The sequence below is a fragment of the Levilactobacillus muriae genome (assembly GCF_045862015.1).
GTDB lineage: Bacteria > Bacillota > Bacilli > Lactobacillales > Lactobacillaceae > Levilactobacillus > Levilactobacillus muriae.
In genome coordinates this window covers 1-16278 of the sequence record NZ_BAAFRU010000003.1, presented here as the reverse complement: position 1 = coordinate 16278, position 16278 = coordinate 1, and the positions used below count along the sequence as shown (strand labels likewise).

At 50.1% G+C, this 16278-nt stretch carries 16 protein-coding genes; 2 read left to right on the top strand and 14 right to left on the bottom strand.

The genetic code is table 11. The features are described from left to right. Positions 1–13: 13 nt before the first annotated feature. From ACKTSF_RS02280 to hisS, 6 genes are all read right to left on the bottom strand, one after another. Complete coding sequence (locus ACKTSF_RS02280; RefSeq protein ID WP_020088537.1) at positions 14–823, bottom strand: ABC transporter permease; 810 nt, start codon at positions 821–823, stop codon at positions 14–16. 34 nt (positions 824–857) lie between these two features. After that, positions 858–1970, bottom strand: a complete 1113-nt coding sequence (locus ACKTSF_RS02275; protein WP_407886572.1) for a CDP-glycerol glycerophosphotransferase family protein — start codon at positions 1968–1970, stop codon at positions 858–860. A 371-nt stretch (positions 1971–2341) separates the two neighbouring features. After that, positions 2342–3217, bottom strand: a complete 876-nt coding sequence (locus tag ACKTSF_RS02270) for a YitT family protein (protein ID WP_407886248.1) — start codon at positions 3215–3217, stop codon at positions 2342–2344. Positions 3218–3328: 111 nt separating this feature from the next. Beyond that, positions 3329–3859 (bottom strand): peptide-methionine (S)-S-oxide reductase MsrA, encoded by a 531-nt coding sequence (gene msrA / locus ACKTSF_RS02265; RefSeq protein ID WP_407886246.1) that lies wholly within the window; start codon positions 3857–3859, stop codon positions 3329–3331. 226 nt (positions 3860–4085) lie between these two features. Then, positions 4086–5894, bottom strand: coding sequence for an aspartate--tRNA ligase (aspS, locus tag ACKTSF_RS02260; protein ID WP_407886244.1), 1809 nt, complete (start codon positions 5892–5894; stop codon positions 4086–4088). A 12-nt stretch (positions 5895–5906) separates the two neighbouring features. Beyond that, positions 5907–7202 (bottom strand): histidine--tRNA ligase, encoded by a 1296-nt coding sequence (gene hisS / locus ACKTSF_RS02255; protein ID WP_407886242.1) that lies wholly within the window; start codon positions 7200–7202, stop codon positions 5907–5909. A gap of 392 nt (positions 7203–7594) precedes the next feature. On the opposite strand from hisS, the gene ACKTSF_RS02250 reads away from it, so the two are divergent. Both ACKTSF_RS02250 and ACKTSF_RS02245 read left to right on the top strand, forming a co-directional pair. Then, positions 7595–8446, top strand: a complete 852-nt coding sequence (locus ACKTSF_RS02250) for an N-acetylmuramoyl-L-alanine amidase family protein (protein ID WP_407886240.1) — start codon at positions 7595–7597, stop codon at positions 8444–8446. Between the two features lie 28 nt (positions 8447–8474). Further along, positions 8475–9317, top strand: coding sequence for a fructosamine kinase family protein (locus ACKTSF_RS02245; protein ID WP_407886238.1), 843 nt, complete (start codon positions 8475–8477; stop codon positions 9315–9317). A 266-nt stretch (positions 9318–9583) separates the two neighbouring features. Here ACKTSF_RS02245 and ACKTSF_RS02240 read toward each other — a convergent pair whose 3' ends face one another. The 8 genes from ACKTSF_RS02240 to ACKTSF_RS02205 form a co-directional block, all read right to left on the bottom strand. Continuing rightward, the gene (locus ACKTSF_RS02240) at positions 9584–10228 is read right to left on the bottom strand and encodes an HAD-IA family hydrolase (protein WP_407886236.1); all 645 of its coding nucleotides are present in this window, start codon (positions 10226–10228) and stop codon (positions 9584–9586) included. A 59-nt stretch (positions 10229–10287) separates the two neighbouring features. After that, positions 10288–10734, bottom strand: a complete 447-nt coding sequence (gene dtd / locus ACKTSF_RS02235; protein WP_407886234.1) for a D-aminoacyl-tRNA deacylase — start codon at positions 10732–10734, stop codon at positions 10288–10290. Positions 10735–10860: 126 nt separating this feature from the next. Beyond that, entirely contained in the window at positions 10861–13092 is a 2232-nt protein-coding gene (locus tag ACKTSF_RS02230; protein ID WP_407886233.1) for a RelA/SpoT family protein, read from the bottom strand. A gap of 28 nt (positions 13093–13120) precedes the next feature. Further along, positions 13121–13456 (bottom strand): hypothetical protein, encoded by a 336-nt coding sequence (locus ACKTSF_RS02225; protein WP_407886231.1) that lies wholly within the window; start codon positions 13454–13456, stop codon positions 13121–13123. Positions 13457–13523: 67 nt separating this feature from the next. Beyond that, positions 13524–14276 carry a 16S rRNA (uracil(1498)-N(3))-methyltransferase gene (locus ACKTSF_RS02220; protein ID WP_407886229.1) on the bottom strand — a complete coding sequence of 251 codons (753 nt, stop codon included), beginning with the start codon at positions 14274–14276 and terminating at the stop codon, positions 13524–13526. A 2-nt stretch (positions 14277–14278) separates the two neighbouring features. After that, positions 14279–15229 carry a 50S ribosomal protein L11 methyltransferase gene (gene prmA / locus ACKTSF_RS02215; RefSeq protein ID WP_407886227.1) on the bottom strand — a complete coding sequence of 317 codons (951 nt, stop codon included), beginning with the start codon at positions 15227–15229 and terminating at the stop codon, positions 14279–14281. 99 nt (positions 15230–15328) lie between these two features. Then, positions 15329–15646 carry a hypothetical protein gene (locus tag ACKTSF_RS02210; RefSeq protein ID WP_407886225.1) on the bottom strand — a complete coding sequence of 106 codons (318 nt, stop codon included), beginning with the start codon at positions 15644–15646 and terminating at the stop codon, positions 15329–15331. A 306-nt stretch (positions 15647–15952) separates the two neighbouring features. Further along, on the bottom strand, positions 15953–16278 hold a 326-nt coding region (locus ACKTSF_RS02205; protein WP_407886223.1), incomplete at its 5' end, for a zinc ribbon domain-containing protein.

Sequence of the window (16278 nt, the reverse complement as noted above, 5' to 3'; positions counted from 1 at the left end):
TTGCTCCTTTCAATTAGATTAAATCAACAAAACGTGACCGGAACTTGTAGTGCAAGTGAGAACCCACCAGCAACAGGAAGAACACGAATAGCCAGAATTCCAACGTTAACATTGGCTTATCCCAGAACCAACCGGTCCCCAAGAAGGATTCCCGGAAGCCCGCAACAATGTAGTAGTACGGGTTGAGTTCGAGTAAGTGAATGAACGGTGTTGGAAATGATGGCGTCACGAAGTTAAACAGCACGCCGGACACGTAGAACAGCATCCGCATCAGAGACTGTAAGAGGATATGGTAGTCCCGCACCAGCACACTGATACATGAGTTGAAGATTCCTAGAGCCACGAGTAAACAAATCATGGCGAAGAAGTAGTAGATCCATTGGAACCAGGCCACCTTAGGGTAAACCCCGTTCAACAGGCCGATAAAGATCGTGAAGACCATCATGGTCCAGAAGGAACTCAGGTTGCTGACGATCTTAATCGTTGGCAGTGCGGACACGGGGAACTTCATCTTGGCCACCATGTTGACCCGTTGGTAGATACTCTTGGAGCCATCCAACGTGGCCCGGTTCATGAAGAACCAAGGCGAAATCCCAATGACCATCCATGGCAGATAACCGACCCCACTGATGGGTTGGCCGTGTTTCAGACCCACACCGAAGACTAACCAGTAAATACCGATTTGAATCAACGGATATAAGTACTCCCACATTAAACCTAAGTAATGACTTTGATAACTTGCTTGATCTTCGTAGCGCGAAATCCGAAAAATGATTCCGAGACTCGAGACCTGTTCTTTGAATAAGGTCATGACCTCTTTCAAGGCACTGCACTCCTTTAAATTTTAATCGCTGGTGCTACTCTAGCAACGCAGCATAACGGTCGACGACCCGCTGGGTGGCCGCCCCATCGTTGGCGGAATTCCACCGTTGGTTAAACTGGGCTAAATCGGTCGGCGCGTCGGCTTTAATTGCTACTGCCAACTGCTCGGTCGTCTTGATAACCGTTCCGGGCAACCAATCTTCCAAGTCCGGTTGAACACCGGGATCTTGCCGGTAGTCGTCCAGATCGAACAGGAAGAATAACAGGCTGTGCGCGTTTGGCACCAGACTGTAGTCGAAGGCCACCGACGAATAATCCGTGATGACTGTTTCCGCGACATTCAACAGATCCGTGGTACTGAGATTTTCGGTCACCACGACTTGCTGTCCCAACTGTGCCTGCAACTGCTGGGCACTCGCTTTCAATGCCGGATGAATCTTCACGACCACCTTGGCATCGGGATCAGCGGTCAACGCCGCTGCCAACCCAGCCGGTGGCGTAAAGGCCACACCTTCACGGTAGGTCGGGGCGTACAAGATGACCCGGTGGTCCACCAATTCCGGTGCTGTCTCAGCAACCGCCTCACGCGACAACTGCTGCCACTTCGGATCTGAATATCGGTCCGATCGTGGATAACCTAAGACTTGCATTCGGTCGATCGGCACCCGATAACTTCTAGCGAAGACTCGCGCCATGGCCGGTGAACCAACAACGTATTCGTCAAAGTGATCGTAGACCGCTTGGAAACGGCGTTGATCACTGGCTGAACGCTGCGCCGTGGTCGGATCGTCCCAACCAAAACGCTTGATAGCTCCCGCCGCATGCCAGACTTGCACGATTCGCATCCGTTTGGGATGATGCAAGCCACCGAGAAACGCGTAGTAGTTGTCACAAAACAAGACCCGTGCACGCATGATCTGGGGAATGCCCGTCAAGACAAAGGCCAGATCATCACGAAACGGCCGCACATCAATCCCGGACCGCGCCAAACGCTGCGCCGCCCGTTCCTGTTGCGGTCGGTAAAACACAACTAACGGTCGATCGACCGGTGACGCTTGTGCCAAGGCACGAATAAACGCGAGGTTGTCGCCAAAACTCATCAGGTAAACAAAGTTACGCTGCCGGCGGCCACCACACAAGAGCGACATCAGTCGGATTAACCCTAAATAAATATCTTTCACGCTATCACCAATATCACTTATTTTCGCTGTCCATAACACCGAGAATTATACCACATCTCTGGGTGGAACCTAGATAAATTTAAGAACCTTTAAGAAACACCATGAAAATCCGCTGAAAACTCAGCGTGCAAACTAGTGAAAAATGCCGTCATCTTCCCGCTCATTCCTCTTTAAAGACATGTTCTCTACTCCATAATGACTCATGAGTTAAACCGACTTTTAAATAATTATTGACAAAATTCATGAGACAAATTCCGGAAAAATTACATTAGTAGTAAGTAAAGGGGGAATTGCTAAAAAATACAGCGGCGAAGGCTACCCTTCATCGCTGTATCAGTTTACCATTTCGGCTCGTAGAAGTGACCCAACACCTTCACCGTATCGGAGATGCTGACAAAGGCGTGTGGATCGGCCTCTTCCATGGCGACTTCCAACTCATCCATTTCATAACGTGTAATGACCGTGAACAGAATCGTTTTTTCATCGTGGCGGTAGGCCCCCTCAGCACCGTGGACGATGGTAATTCCCCGGCGCATATGGTTCTGAATACTGTCGATGACCGTCTTAGGCCGGTCGGTGATCACCATGACCTGCATCCGTTGTTGGCGGGTAAACGTCATGTCGATGACCTTAGCGTTCACGAACAAACCCAGCGCGGAATACAGCGCATATGGCCAGCCATAGACGAATCCAGCACTCACTACAATCAAACTGTTAAAGGCAATGTTAATGGTTCCCATGCTCCGGCCAGTTTTACGCCGCAGCACGATTCCAATAATATCCAACCCACCGGTAGAGATCCCATTCTTCAAGGCAAACCCCGTCCCGAAACCGTTGACTGCACCCCCGAAAATCGCACAGATAATCGGGTCACTGGTCAAATGAACGGGTTGGATAAACCGAATCATAATGGACGCGAATAGGACACAAATGAACGTAAAAACCGTAAAAGACTTACCAATTTGTTTCCAAGCTAGGACAAACATGGGAATGTTAATCAGAAACAGCCCCAGAGCCGTGGAGATATGAAACGTTCCCAACCCTGCCGTCAAACTGTTGACCAACTGTGCTAACCCGGTCACACCGGAGGAATAAATATGCCCCGGTGTCCAGAAGAAGTTCACCGCAATCGACACCAAGACCCCGTAGAAGAACGCCACGGAGAACTTTGCCGTATAGGTATGCCGTTTTAACAACTGTTGCACATCATCCATGATTTAAATACCAACCTCGCTTACTCTTTTGTCATATTTCATACTATGCTCGGCTTAGTATAGCATTTATCCCCCGCTACGGCCACGTTCCCGCGTATCTTTTAGCGAGTTCTAATGATTCTGCCAGTGCTGTTGGATAAATTCAGCCCGACCCCCAGCCTCTTCTTGTTCGAAACGTTCGGCATTCTTCTTGTAAAACTGTTGATGCCGTTTCTCAGCCACAAAGAAGGGTTGCACGACTTGAATCTTTGTCACAATAGGCTTCTCAAACTGTTCACGGTCTTGCAAGGCCGTCTTCGATGCCACTGCAGTTGCCGCCTGCTCTGCGCTATTCACGAAGATTACGGGGCGATAATTGCTGCCGCGATCCTGAAATTGACCAGCATCGTCCGTGGGATCAGTTTGTTGCCAGTACAAATCAACTAACTGGTGGTAAGTCACCTTGCCAGGATCAAACCAAATTTTAACGGCCTCTGTGTGCCCGGTTGTTTGGCTCTTAACCTGCTCATATGTAGGATTAGTCACGGTTCCCCCAGTGTAGCCAGACAGGACCTTTATAATACCTGGGAAGGTGTCAAACGGTCGAACCATGCACCAGAAACAGCCACCAGCAAACGTTGCAGTTTCAATTCTCTCACTCATCATAATCACTCCATTTTCTAATGATTCAATTAAACGGCTTTTCGTCGACGGCGTCAAGGGCTACTTACCTTTCGTCACAGTATTGACCTTGGATTACGCCTTACCGGAGCCGGGACGCGGCAGGTGGAATCTTGGCAGCTACAGGCGACGGGGGGCACCCATCACAGATCTTCAGTAAACGAAAAAACGCCAGCCACAAGTACGGCTGACGTTTCACCAGACAAAGCTAGTCTTCGTCTGAATCTGACTCTTCTTTTTTAGCGATCAACAAGTCCAAATCAAGCAATTGCTTGTCCGCAACTGTCGATGGCGCTTCGGTCATTGGTTCCGTGGCCTTCGAGTTCTTAGGGAAGGCAATCACATCGCGAATGTTATCACGCTTAGCCAGCAACCGGGCGAAACGATCCAACCCGATGGCCAGACCACCATGAGGCGGGAACCCGTAATCTAAGGCTTTCAGGAGGAAGCCAAATTGCTTTTCGGCACGTTCAGGCGTGAAGCCCAAGGCCTTGAGCATCTTCATTTGCAGTTCACGAGTGTGGATCCGGATTGAGCCCCCACCTAATTCCAAACCGTTCAGGATGATGTCGTAACTCTGTGCGTAAGCCTTGTGTGGGTCTTCGCCATCGTTCAAGTAGTGCGCATCCCCTTCAGCAGGCATCGTGAATGGGTGATGGGCAGGTACCCAACGTTCGAGGTCAACATCGTAGTCAAAGAGTGGCCAGTTGATGATCCAGAGGAAGGCCCACTTGTTCTGGTCGATCATGTCTTGTTCCTTGGCAATGGCTACCCGCAAGTAACCCAAGGTTTGGGCAACGACACGCTTGGAGTCGGCAGCAAACAGCAAGAGGTCGCCACTCTTAGCACCGGTCTTCTCGGTAATTTGGGCGAACCAGTCGCCTTCCTTAAAGAACTTCGCGACTGGACCGCTAAAGCCATCGTCGGTAACCTTCATCCAAGCTAAGCCCTTGGCGCCAAATCGTTCGACGTATTGACCGTACTTGTCGATATCCTTCCGGCTGTACTTATCAGCACCACCAGGAACGGCGATAGCCTTGACTTGACCGCCGTTAGCAACGGCTCCGGAGAACACCTTGAAGTCGGTGTTGGCCATGATGTCGGACAAGTCCTTTAATTCCATACCAAAGCGGACATCTGGTTGGTCAGTCCCAAAGCGAGCCATGGAGTCATCCCAATCCATCCGTTCGAATGGTAATTTCACGTCAACATTTAAGGTATCCTTCATAACCTTAGCAATCAGGCCTTCAGTCAGGTCTTGGATTTCTTCAGCCGTTAAGAAGGATGTTTCCAAGTCAATCTGCGTAAATTCGGGTTGACGGTCCCCACGCAAATCTTCGTCACGGAAACAACGGGCGATTTGGTAGTAACGGTCGAAGCCAGAACCCATCAACAATTGCTTGAACAATTGTGGGGATTGTGGCAAGGCGTAGAAGTGACCAGGATAAATCCGTGAAGGTACTAGGTAGTCCCGGGCCCCTTCTGGCGTCGACTTAGTCAAATCTGGCGTTTCAATGTCGATGAAGCCATTCTTGTCAAAGTAGCTGTGAACGGACTGAACGATCCGGTTCCGTAACAACAGTGACTTTTGCATTTCTGGCCGACGTAAGTCCAGGTAACGGTACTTTAACCGTAAGTCATCGGAGGCGTTAACGTCATCCTTGATTTCAAATGGCAATTCCTTAGACTTGTTCAGCAGGTTGATCCCGGTAACCCGGACTTCAACTTTACCCGTATGCATATCGGGGTTGATTTCTTTAGGTGCCCGTGCCACAACTTTCCCTTGAACCTCGATCACGTATTCACTACGTAATTGGTCAGCAACAGCCAAGGCATCCTGATCAACCTCTTCACTGAAGACCAATTGGACGATGCCTTCGCGGTCACGAAGATCAACGAAGATCAAGCTCCCTAAGTCACGACGCTTCTGCACCCAACCCTTTAAGACAACGGTTTGGTCGAGGTAGTCTTCATTGACTAACCCGGCGTATGTGGTGCGTTTTAAATTCTTTTCCATGCTTATCCCCTCTTATTTTGCCGTAAACTTAGTGTTCACAACGTTTTGGAAATCTTGGTAAACATCAGCTAACGGCACGCTGACTTCTTCACCAGTCTCCATGGATTTTAAATTAGCCGTTTGGTTGGCTAACTCTTGGTTACCAATGGTTAAGGTGTACTTGGCCGCCAACCGGTTGGCCGTCTTGAATTGGGCCTTGGGCTTACGGGCCAAGTAGTCACGATCAGCGGTCAGACCAGCTGCACGAATGGCCTGAACCAGTTTCAACGTTTCTAAGGACGTCTCATCGCCGATACCCACGACGTAAACGTCAAGTGGATGGTCGTCTGGAATAGCAACCTTTTCGGCCTGCATCAACAGAATCAGACGTTCGACACCGAGGCCGAAACCAACGCCGGGCATTTCCGGACCACCGAGTTCCTCAACTAAGCCGTTGTAACGACCACCGGCCAGAACGGTCGTGTAGCCTTCACCCAGTGCAGGTGAGTCGGCCATGATTTCAAAAATGGTGTGGTTGTAGTAATCCAACCCCCGAACCATCGTAGCATCGACATCGTAGGCAATACCCAGAGCATCTAAACTAGCCTTGACCCGATCAAAATGGGCGGTCGCGTCAGGCGTCAGGAAGTCCAAGATGGACGGTGCATCGGCAACGATAACTTGGTCGTGCTTGTCCTTACTGTCAAGGACCCGCAGTGGGTTCTTATGCAGTCGAACCTTAGAATCGTCACTCAATTCATCGAAGTGGGGTTCCAAAAAGTCGATCAGAGCTTGACGGTAAGCATCGCGGCTTTCCTTGTCACCCAGAGTGTTCAAAGCTAAGCGTAGGTGCTTTAAGCCCAACTTGCCCAGCAGATTCATCCCCAAGGCAATGACTTCGACGTCTAATTCAGGCGCATCACTCCCAAAGGCTTCCACCCCGATCTGATGGAATTGCCGTTGACGACCAGATTGGGGCCGTTCATAACGGAACATAGGGCCCATGTAGTAGACCTTGTAAGGCTTGTTGGTCTCTGGACCATAAAGTTTATTTTCAACAAAGGCCCGGACAACACCGGCAGTCCCTTCTGGCCGCAAGGATAAGTGACGATCCCCCTTGTCCTTGAAGTCGTACATTTCCTTAGTCACGATGTCGGAGGTGTCCCCGGAAGTCCGTGAAAAGACTTCGAAGTTTTCAAACATTGGTGTCCGAATTTCTTCGAAGCGGTAATTAGCAAACAACTGACGTGCGGTGGCTTCGACGAATTGCCAGGTCTGTGACTCGCCTGGCAGAATGTCGGCCGTTCCCTTTGGTCGTTGATAACGCATGAGCATTCTCCCTTTCTACGCCTGCAATGAACCCATTAGTGGAAAATTAGCTATAAGAGCATAAAAAACGCCCCTGTCAATTGACAAGGGCGCAGGTATGCACGGTACCACCTTTTTAAAGTTCTCTGCAGGATAACGTTGCAAACGAATGACGACAAACGCCATTAGCCTCAAAAGTGTCTTCAGAGTCACACCGTTGACCGCTCCCAGCAACGCAGTCTCTCTAGTTAACGGGCTTTCTCCTACTCATCTTTCTCATTGGCAATCTATTTTATTCTTCCTAAGCTTACTGAAACTACCGTGAAAAGTCAAGGCACCTCCTCACGAAATTTAGGAGCTATGAAAACCATTCGTGGTATAATGAAATCTAATTTGATGAAGGAGAATTCAGCATGCATTTTAAACCACGCAACTGGCCGGGAATCATTACCGCGCTGGTTATCCTCTTGGTTGCTGGGGGACTGCTTTTCAGCTTCACCCGCAACAATTCCGTTACCGCCACCGTCAGTAATCTTAACCTGCGCAACGGTCCCGGCCTGACCTATAAAACAACTTATAAAATCAAACGTAACAGTCGCCTGACCATTTTGGGCGAAAAGAACAATTGGTATCACGTTCGCGACAGTCAGAATCACTTTGGGTGGGTCGCCAGTTGGCTGGTTGATCACCCCGGAAACCTCAAAAAGGCTACGAGCCTGTCGGAAGCCACGGTCGTCTTGGATCCTGGCCATGGAGGGAGTGATTCCGGCGCCCTATCGATTGATCAGAAGCACGATGAAAAGACCTACACCTTAGCCATGGCTAAACAAGTTGCTAAACAACTCCGGGCGCGTGGTACCCACGTGATCATGACCCGCGACAGCGATAAATCAGTTAGTCTTGCTGATCGACCCGCTTTGGCGAATACCAATCAGGCCAGTGCCTTCATCAGTTTTCACTTTGACTCATCTCCGACCAATAACCTAGCCTCCGGGACAACGACTTACTACTATCACCGTAACACGTCCTACAGGCTAGCCGAAGACATCAACGATCAGATGGGTGATTTGCCCTTAACGAATCGCGGCATTAAGTACGGTAACTTCGAGGTCATTCGTGACAATAGTCGGCCATCCCTTCTATTAGAGATGGGTTACATCAATACCAAACAAGACTTTAAATACATTCACAGTACCACGTATCAAAAGCAGGTTGCGACTCGCGTCGTCAAAGGGCTTAGCACCTACTTTAGTTCCCAGTCCTAGTCACTTAACTTAGAAAGAAGATCTTATCATGCAACTCACGTCGGAATGGCTAAATCAATTGCCGTTACCGCAGATTCAAACCGCCCACGCCGTCTCTGGTGGGGACATCAACGAAGCCTTTCAACTGGAGACGGCCGAAGGACCATACTTTCTCCTGGTCCAGCCGGGTAAACCCACTAGTTTCTACGCTCACGAGGTTGCCGGCTTAAAAGCCCTAAGTCAGGCCGCTAACGTGCCAGAAGTCATCGCCACTGGTGAAATTGGTCACGATGCCTATCTCGTGCTGGAATTCCTAGAGACTGGTCACGGGAGCCAGTACAACTTGGGCCAAACGATCGCCCGGGTCCACCACGTCACTGCCAAACAATTTGGCTTCGGTGACAGTAATCTCGTCAGTAAGTTGCCCAAGAATAACACCTGGCAAGATGACTGGACGACATTCTACTTACGGCAACGACTCGATCCACTCGTGCAACGTGCCCAAGCGCATCACTTATGGACCCCCTCTCGTCAGGCCGCATACGATCGCGTACGTCAGGCCATTATCATGGAGAACCAAGACCGGCAGATTCAGCCATCGCTGTTGCACGGCGATCTTTGGGCCGGCAACTATCTATTTACGGCTGACGGCGTGCCAACATTGATTGACCCGGATGTTCTCTACGGCGACCGCGAATTCGATCTCGCCATGACCACCATCTTCGGGGGCTTCACGGCCGACTTCTACCGTGGCTATCAAGATCTCTATCCGCTAACGGCCGGCTACACGGAACGCTTACCCCATTATCAACTGTACTACCTTCTGGCTCACTTGAACCTTTTCGGTGAGACTTACGGCGAGGCCGTTGACCAGACGTTGGCACGGGGCTAACCCCCACTAATTAAATTGCATTCAAAACGCAGATTGCCCAAATGAGATAATCTGCGTTTTTTATTTGCTATTAGCGTATTGTCAGCTTCTTGCCTATGCCAAAATCAAAGTTGTAAACAATTTCATCATACAACTAGATCTATTTATGTTCTGATCATATGCACTGTTATTTGCCTATTTGCAGCGCTCGAGCTACGAAAGTTCACGTCACTTTTTGCTGAACCGGTTGTAACTGGCAATAAGCATTTTATCAGTCCTTCAAGCGTCTATTTTTCAGTCATCCAAGCCTGCAAGTCTGCCATGCGGGTCACCCGAATCTCCGGTTGATTCTCATCTACGATTAAATGTTCTGGATCAAACAACGCCCCCGCCATGCCCGCACGATGACCGGCCGCCACATCCAGATTGCGATCACCAACCATAATGGCCGTACGTGGGTCGACATCATATTGCTGGCAAAGTGCTAATAGGCTGGTGGGGTCTGGCTTCCGTGGATAGTCGTCGTCCTTAGTCACATATCCGCTGAAATACTGGTCTAATTGCAGAATCCTCAGCCGATCCAAAGAACGTCGGTTGCGGTGGGTCAGCAAAAAGCTTCGTCCACCGTTAGCCACGACCATCGCCAGCAAATCGGCTACCCCAGGAAAGGCGACCGTGTCATCCAGTAGGGGCGCTGCTAACTGTTCATAGATTTTAGCTAACCGTTCACGATCAACCTGATACTCTGCGGTAAAGCGTTGATAGGCCGTTCCCAAGCTGTGTTGCCGCATCACGTGATAGATGTCCTCACTATCAATCTCAAAGTCATTGACGCCACAGGCAACCAACGCCTCGCCAAAGGCCTTGACCATCCCCGGATACGTATCGACTAAAGTCCCGTCAAAATCCCAAAATACTTGCTGGTAACGCATGTTGCTACCTCCCGAAAAAACGAGCCTAGACGCTTGCCGCCCAGACTCGCTTCGCTTATTTATTTATGATCCGTGTCAAACCAAATGGTGACCGGGCCGTCATTGACCAACGCCACCTGCATATCAGCGCCAAAGACGCCCGTTGCCACTTTGATGCCTGCTGCGGCGAGCTTGGTATTAAGTTCCTCGTACAACGCCTTCGCATGCATTGGTTCCCCAGCCGCCGTAAAACTCGGGCGGTTGCCCTTTTTGGTACTTGCATATAACGTGAATTGTGACACGGACAGAATCTGTCCATCAACATCGGCTAAGCTCAAGTTCATCTTGCCCGCGTCGTCCTCAAAGACCCGTAATTTACTGATCTTATGGACGAGATAGTCGACCTCTTCACTGGTGTCACTGTCCTGGGCACCCACTAACAGACAGAATCCCTGCTGAATGGCACCGTGGACTTGTCCGTCGATAGTGACGGATGCTTCGCTAACTTTTTGGAGTAGTACTCGCATGTGAACCTGCCCTTCTGTTTGCAATCGGTTGGGTTGCGATCGCTCTGAGGCAACCTTGCCGAAACGTGAAAAAAGGACGGCCGATTTTGCTTAACGTCGATAACCGCCCTTTCCCTCACTCTTTCTTTAATGAAACGCACGCTTAACCACGTAGACGTCTGGAATATTTTTAATGTTATCGAGAATCCGTTGCAATTCAAACTGGTTTCTAGTGCCAACACTGACCGAGATGACAGCCATACGGTTGTGATCGACCTTACCATTGATGGACGTCAGGTACTTGGTATTGTTGTTGATAGTCCGCAACACGTCGTTCAGTAAGCCATTGCGATTGTAACCCTGGACTTCAATATCGGCGTTGTAGTTCGTCTTGTCGCCGGCCATGTCGCCCCAGCTAACCGCCACGATTCGCTCACCATTTTTCTCAGCTTGCTTGACGTTTGGGCAATCCTTTCGGTGTACGGAGACCCCGCGGCCCTTGGTGATGTATCCCACGATATCATCACCGGGTACCGGTGAACAGCAGTGACTCAGCCGAATCAACAGGTTGTCGACCCCTTCGATCACGACGCCATCTGAATCCTTCCCCTTACGATCCTTCTTGTCAGTGTCCGGATCGTTCTTAATGGTTTGGTGTTCCTCCAGCAGCTCACGTTCTTCTTGGCGCTGACGCTCGTTCTCTTCGGCTTGGCGCACGCCTTCGGTCAGTCGGTTGGCCACCCCACGGGGTTGAATGTCGCCAAATCCAATAGCTGCTAGCAAGTCATCGGCGTGTTGATAATGCATCTTAGCCGTGACCTTTTCTAGATTTTCCTTGTTCATCAAGGCCTTCGGTTCGTAGCCCAGCTCGCGAATCGTCCGTTCCACGGCATCCTGACCCGCCACAATGTTTTGTTCCCGATCCGTCTGACGGAAGAACTGCTTAATCTTGTTCCGCGCTCGCCGCGTCGAAACCAATTTGAGCCAGTCACGACTGGGACCAGCAGAACTTGGGGAGGTCCGAATGTCAACGATATCCCCGTTCTTAATTTCGTAGTTCAACGGAACAATCTTGCCGTTAATCGTGGCTCCCGTCGTGTGGTGCCCAACCTCGGTGTGAATGGCATAGGCCATGTCCAATGGACCAGCACCTTTAGGCAGTTCGAGCACGTCACCCTTAGGAGTAAACGCATAAACGTGGTCCCCAAAGAGCTCACCTTTGACACTGTCCATGAAGTCGGAGGCATCATCAGTATCTTCCTGCAACTCAATAATATGCTTGAAGATGTTGAGCTTATCTCCAGAATTGGACTCTTGAACCTTATCCTTGACGCCTTCCTTGTAAGCCCAGTGCGCAGCAACCCCATATTCAGCGACCGCGTGCATTTCCTTCGTCCGAATCTGGACTTCCAATGGCTTGCCTTCGGGACCAATCACCGTGGTATGCAGTGATTGGTACATGTTGGCCTTGGGCATCGCAATGTAGTCCTTAAACCGGCCGGGCATTGGCTTCCACTGTGAGTGGATGGCGCCTAGAACGGCGTAACAATCCTTAATCGTATCGACGATGACTCGGATAGCTAACAGGTCGTAGATTTGGCTAAATTGCTTGTGTTGGTCCTTCATCTTGCGGTAGACCGAGTAGATATGCTTCGGCCGACCATAGATTTCGGGGTCAAGCTTCAAATCCTGAATAGAGGACTGAATGACCTTGATGGCCCCCGCAATGTACTGTTCTCGTTGGTCCCGCCGTGAATTCATCAGGTGAACGATCCGGTAGTACTGTTGGGGATTCAAGTAACGGAGCGAAATATCTTCCAGCTCCCACTTAATGGTACTGATCCCCAAGCGATCGGCCAGCGGTGCGTAGATTTCCAGTGTTTCGTTGGCGATTCGCCGTTGCTTATCGGGCCGCAAATGCTGCAGCGTCCGCATATTATGCAGGCGATCGGCCAGTTTGACAATCATGACCCGGATATCCTTGGACATCGCAAGTAATAGCTTCCGGTGATTTTCAGCCAGTTGTTCTCGGTTAGACTTGTATTTAATCTTCCCCAGCTTCGTCACGCCGTCCACAATCAAAGCCACGTCGTCACCGAAAAGTTCCCGCACGTCACTCAATGACACACCGGTATCCTCCACAATATCGTGCAGGAATCCAGCAGAGACCGTCTCAGGATCCATATTAAGATCAGCTAGGATCCCCGCTACTTGAATGGGGTGCATAATGTAGGGTTCACCAGATTGGCGATGTTGGTCCTTGTGGGCAACCGTTGCAAAATGGCAGGCTTTAACCACCATCTCGACGTGTTGCGCATTCATATATTTACCGACTCTGGCAATTACTTCTTCAGCCGTCCAGACGCGTTCTTTGGTCATATTGGACGCCACCACCCTTAGTTATAAATTATGATTCGATTGCTTGCTTCGTTTCCGTTAAACCATAGCCCAGATAAGTCAGGCACAGATAAACCACTGCGAAGTACCACGTGTACTGAGGTAAGAATAAGATTGCCCCCAATAAGTAGACCAATGGCCATATGGCAAGCCACCAGCCAGGCTGCGTGTGCCGATAGATGCGTCGACCCACGGCCACGGCAAGGCCACCATTGACGATGACTAGTAATCCCGCAAAGCGCCAGACCGGACTAATCCCCAGCCAACTTATCACTGCCGGAACGATCACACCCATCACCAGGCCGATAGCCCAATAACGCCAACCCACTCTCTCCAAAAATGCCATCCGCGTTCACCCATTCTCTCTTATAATTGGAACCATTTTAGCATGTTTTCACAGAGATTTCATTAAATCATCTCGGCTGTTGTAGTTCCAGTACCATTGAAATGGCTGAAAGCAGGTATAATGGCGCGGTTTCCGTTCGTAAAATCCGCGGGCCCAAACCAACCAGCGTCGTTTGAGCGGCCTGCGCTGCGGCAACTTCAGCTGGGCTGATGCCACCCTCGGGGCCAAAGATGGCCAGCAGGTTTTGACCCGGCGTAATGGCCTGCAGTTGCTGGTTTAAGGCACTCTGTTCACCCTGCTTGGCTGATTCTTCATACGCCATTAAGCTCACGTCTACGGGCTCCTGAAGCACCTCTGCTAAGTTCTGGGCATAACTCACGACCGGTCGTCGTAAACGATGAGATTGTTCAGCCGCACCATGAGCAATTTTAGTGAGTCGTTTTATTTTTTTATCAACTTTATTTCCCTGCCACTTGGCAACGGACCAGTCTCCGCCAAAAAAGATGATCCGGTCGACCCCTAGCTCAGTGGATTTCTGTGTAATCCACTCGGCTTTCTCCTGCTTAGGCAGTCCACAGGCAATCGTCACGTGAACTGGCAATTCCACTTTAGGTGTGGACACAGCCGTCAACGTCACGGTCGCCGTTTCGTCAGTCACCTGCATAAGGTCGCCGTGAAAGAGGTGGGCCTGTGCATCGACGAATTCAGCGGTTGCCCCAGTCTCCGCACGCAGAACCGTTACCCAATGGTGGGCAATTGTGTCGGGTAAATCCACACGATCACCGGACTGATGACTATCATCTAAGAAGTACCGTTGCATGACTATTCATCCTCCGTTGGCTTGTGTGCAATCACACCGCGCCAGTCCTTCATCTGTAAGATGTTATCAACGATGAAGCCTTGTTTTTCTTGCGCCGCGACCACTTCATCCAGCTTATCGGCAATGATCCCGGAAGTCAGGAAGTAACCGCCGTCGGTCAAGTTTTCCCAAGCCTGCGGCACCAGCGGCAGGATGATTTCAGCTAAAATATTCGCCACAACCAAGTTAACTGGCCGATGAATGCCCTTCAATAAGTCATTAGGCTTAGCCACGACATCCTTAGCGATTGGATTCAAATCCAGATTGGTCTTGGCGGAACGAACGGCCACTTCATCGAGATCAAAAGCAGTGATATCTTTCACCCCCATGTATTTAGCCGCGATACTCAGGACGCCAGAGCCAGTTCCCACATCGTACATGGATTCGCCACCACGGACGACCATCTCCAGCGCGGTCATTGAAAGCCGTGTCGTGGGATGGGTCCCGGTTCCAAAGGCCATACCAGGATCAAGACGAATGACGCTTTCACCGGGTTGGACGGGTTGATAGTTCTCCCAGCTGGGCGTAACCGTTAAATAACGGGTCACGCGGACTGGATGGTAGTATTTCTGCCAGGCAGTTGCCCAGCTCACATCATCAACGGCCTTGGTCGTCACCGTCCCAGGCTTGGGGTCGAGACCAAATTGGCTAAGCTCGTTGACCCGTTGCTTGATTGTTGGCAAGATTTCGGGGACAAACACAGTCTCCGGATAGTACGCGGTGATCAGTGCCCCCGTGGTCCGATGTGGAATCGTCTTTAAGTCCACGATTTCACCGAACTTGCCAGCCTTTAAGTTGGCGTAGTCGGCAGCGTCATCGATTTTGACGCCACTGGCCCCAGCTTCCTGTAAGATGTTACTGACCGCTTCAACGGCCTCGTTGGTGGTTAAAACACTGACTTCGGTCCATTCCATGAATTATTTCCTCCTTAATCTATGTAAAAAAAGAGCCGGGACAACAACCTTGTCACCAGCTCACCGCTAAACATTTAAGAAATTGACGAAGACGGCCGCCTAGACCTTCTCGGTTTTCGACGGGTGGTCAGCGCTTTTTTGCTTTCGCTGGGCAAGACGTGTCTCGAGATAGTCCAACATATCCGCCTCATTTTGGAATACGCGGGGATGCTTCTGTTTATGCAGGCGCAAATCAATCTCGTTAATTCGCTGACGCCCGGTCCACGTATGCCCATAACGAATGATTACCCGGTTATTGAGCGAATCTTTTCCGAATTTGAAGACGTAGACGCTCTCTGGCGCCATCAACGGCCGAATATACGATTTTTCATAACGGTAGTCGTTCTGCCGCAAAAACTCTTTGGTTCGACTCAGCATGGTAATCACCTCCTATACAATGACAATCAACGGGCTTCCTAACCTTTTAGGGCCGTTTAAACTGTCTTACCATTTTAAAATGTATCAATAATTGATAATAGTTGATTTCTCCCAAGAATGCAAGCAAAAAGTTCACCCACCACAACTTTTGTGCCTCTTGATTTCAGGTCAATTGCCCCTGAATGAATTCAGAGGCTTGTCGCTCACGTGTCTTACAACACAGTAGTCCAACATGCCTATTAGACACTCCTACTCGTAATGGCAACATCGTCGGGTAATTGACGGCTACCCGTTTAACTACCAGGTTTACCCGGTAGTTGTTAGCTTTTGAATCTTTGGTCGTTTGACGCCATTCAACCAATCCTGTCCAAGCATCTCAATATTCATTGCGCCCAAGCGGTCATCATTACAACGATACTGACACTGCCCACACCAATATTCATGCGTATCATGATGGCGATTGGTCTTCTCAATCAGCCTACACTTTGGACAGCGCTGTGAGGTATATGCTGGTGATACCTTCACGACGATACTCTGAACCGCTTGCGCTTTATACGTTAGGAATGCTTCCAGTTGGAAAAAGGCCCAGGAACGATGACTGTTACGCAAGGTTTTCGGTAAGTCATCGGTGT

What these genes read in the sequence shown, in the direction of transcription:
- ACKTSF_RS02275 (WP_407886572.1), bottom strand. Translation starts at nt 1,970, where the DNA reads ATGTCGCTCTTGTGTGGTGGCCGCCGGCAGCGTAACTTTGTTTACCTG.
- ACKTSF_RS02270 (WP_407886248.1), bottom strand. Translation starts at nt 3,217, where the DNA reads ATGGATGATGTGCAACAGTTGTTAAAACGGCATACCTATACGGCAAAG.
- msrA (WP_407886246.1), bottom strand. Translation starts at nt 3,859, where the DNA reads ATGAGTGAGAGAATTGAAACTGCAACGTTTGCTGGTGGCTGTTTCTGG.
- aspS (WP_407886244.1), bottom strand. Translation starts at nt 5,894, where the DNA reads ATGGAAAAGAATTTAAAACGCACCACATACGCCGGGTTAGTCAATGAA.
- hisS (WP_407886242.1), bottom strand. Translation starts at nt 7,202, where the DNA reads ATGCGTTATCAACGACCAAAGGGAACGGCCGACATTCTGCCAGGCGAG.
- ACKTSF_RS02250 (WP_407886240.1), top strand. Translation starts at nt 7,595, where the DNA reads ATGCATTTTAAACCACGCAACTGGCCGGGAATCATTACCGCGCTGGTT.
- ACKTSF_RS02245 (WP_407886238.1), top strand. Translation starts at nt 8,475, where the DNA reads ATGCAACTCACGTCGGAATGGCTAAATCAATTGCCGTTACCGCAGATT.
- ACKTSF_RS02240 (WP_407886236.1), bottom strand. Translation starts at nt 10,228, where the DNA reads ATGCGTTACCAGCAAGTATTTTGGGATTTTGACGGGACTTTAGTCGAT.
- dtd (WP_407886234.1), bottom strand. Translation starts at nt 10,734, where the DNA reads ATGCGAGTACTACTCCAAAAAGTTAGCGAAGCATCCGTCACTATCGAC.
- ACKTSF_RS02230 (WP_407886233.1), bottom strand. Translation starts at nt 13,092, where the DNA reads ATGACCAAAGAACGCGTCTGGACGGCTGAAGAAGTAATTGCCAGAGTC.
- ACKTSF_RS02225 (WP_407886231.1), bottom strand. Translation starts at nt 13,456, where the DNA reads ATGGCATTTTTGGAGAGAGTGGGTTGGCGTTATTGGGCTATCGGCCTG.
- ACKTSF_RS02220 (WP_407886229.1), bottom strand. Translation starts at nt 14,276, where the DNA reads ATGCAACGGTACTTCTTAGATGATAGTCATCAGTCCGGTGATCGTGTG.
- prmA (WP_407886227.1), bottom strand. Translation starts at nt 15,229, where the DNA reads ATGGAATGGACCGAAGTCAGTGTTTTAACCACCAACGAGGCCGTTGAA.
- ACKTSF_RS02210 (WP_407886225.1), bottom strand. Translation starts at nt 15,646, where the DNA reads ATGCTGAGTCGAACCAAAGAGTTTTTGCGGCAGAACGACTACCGTTAT.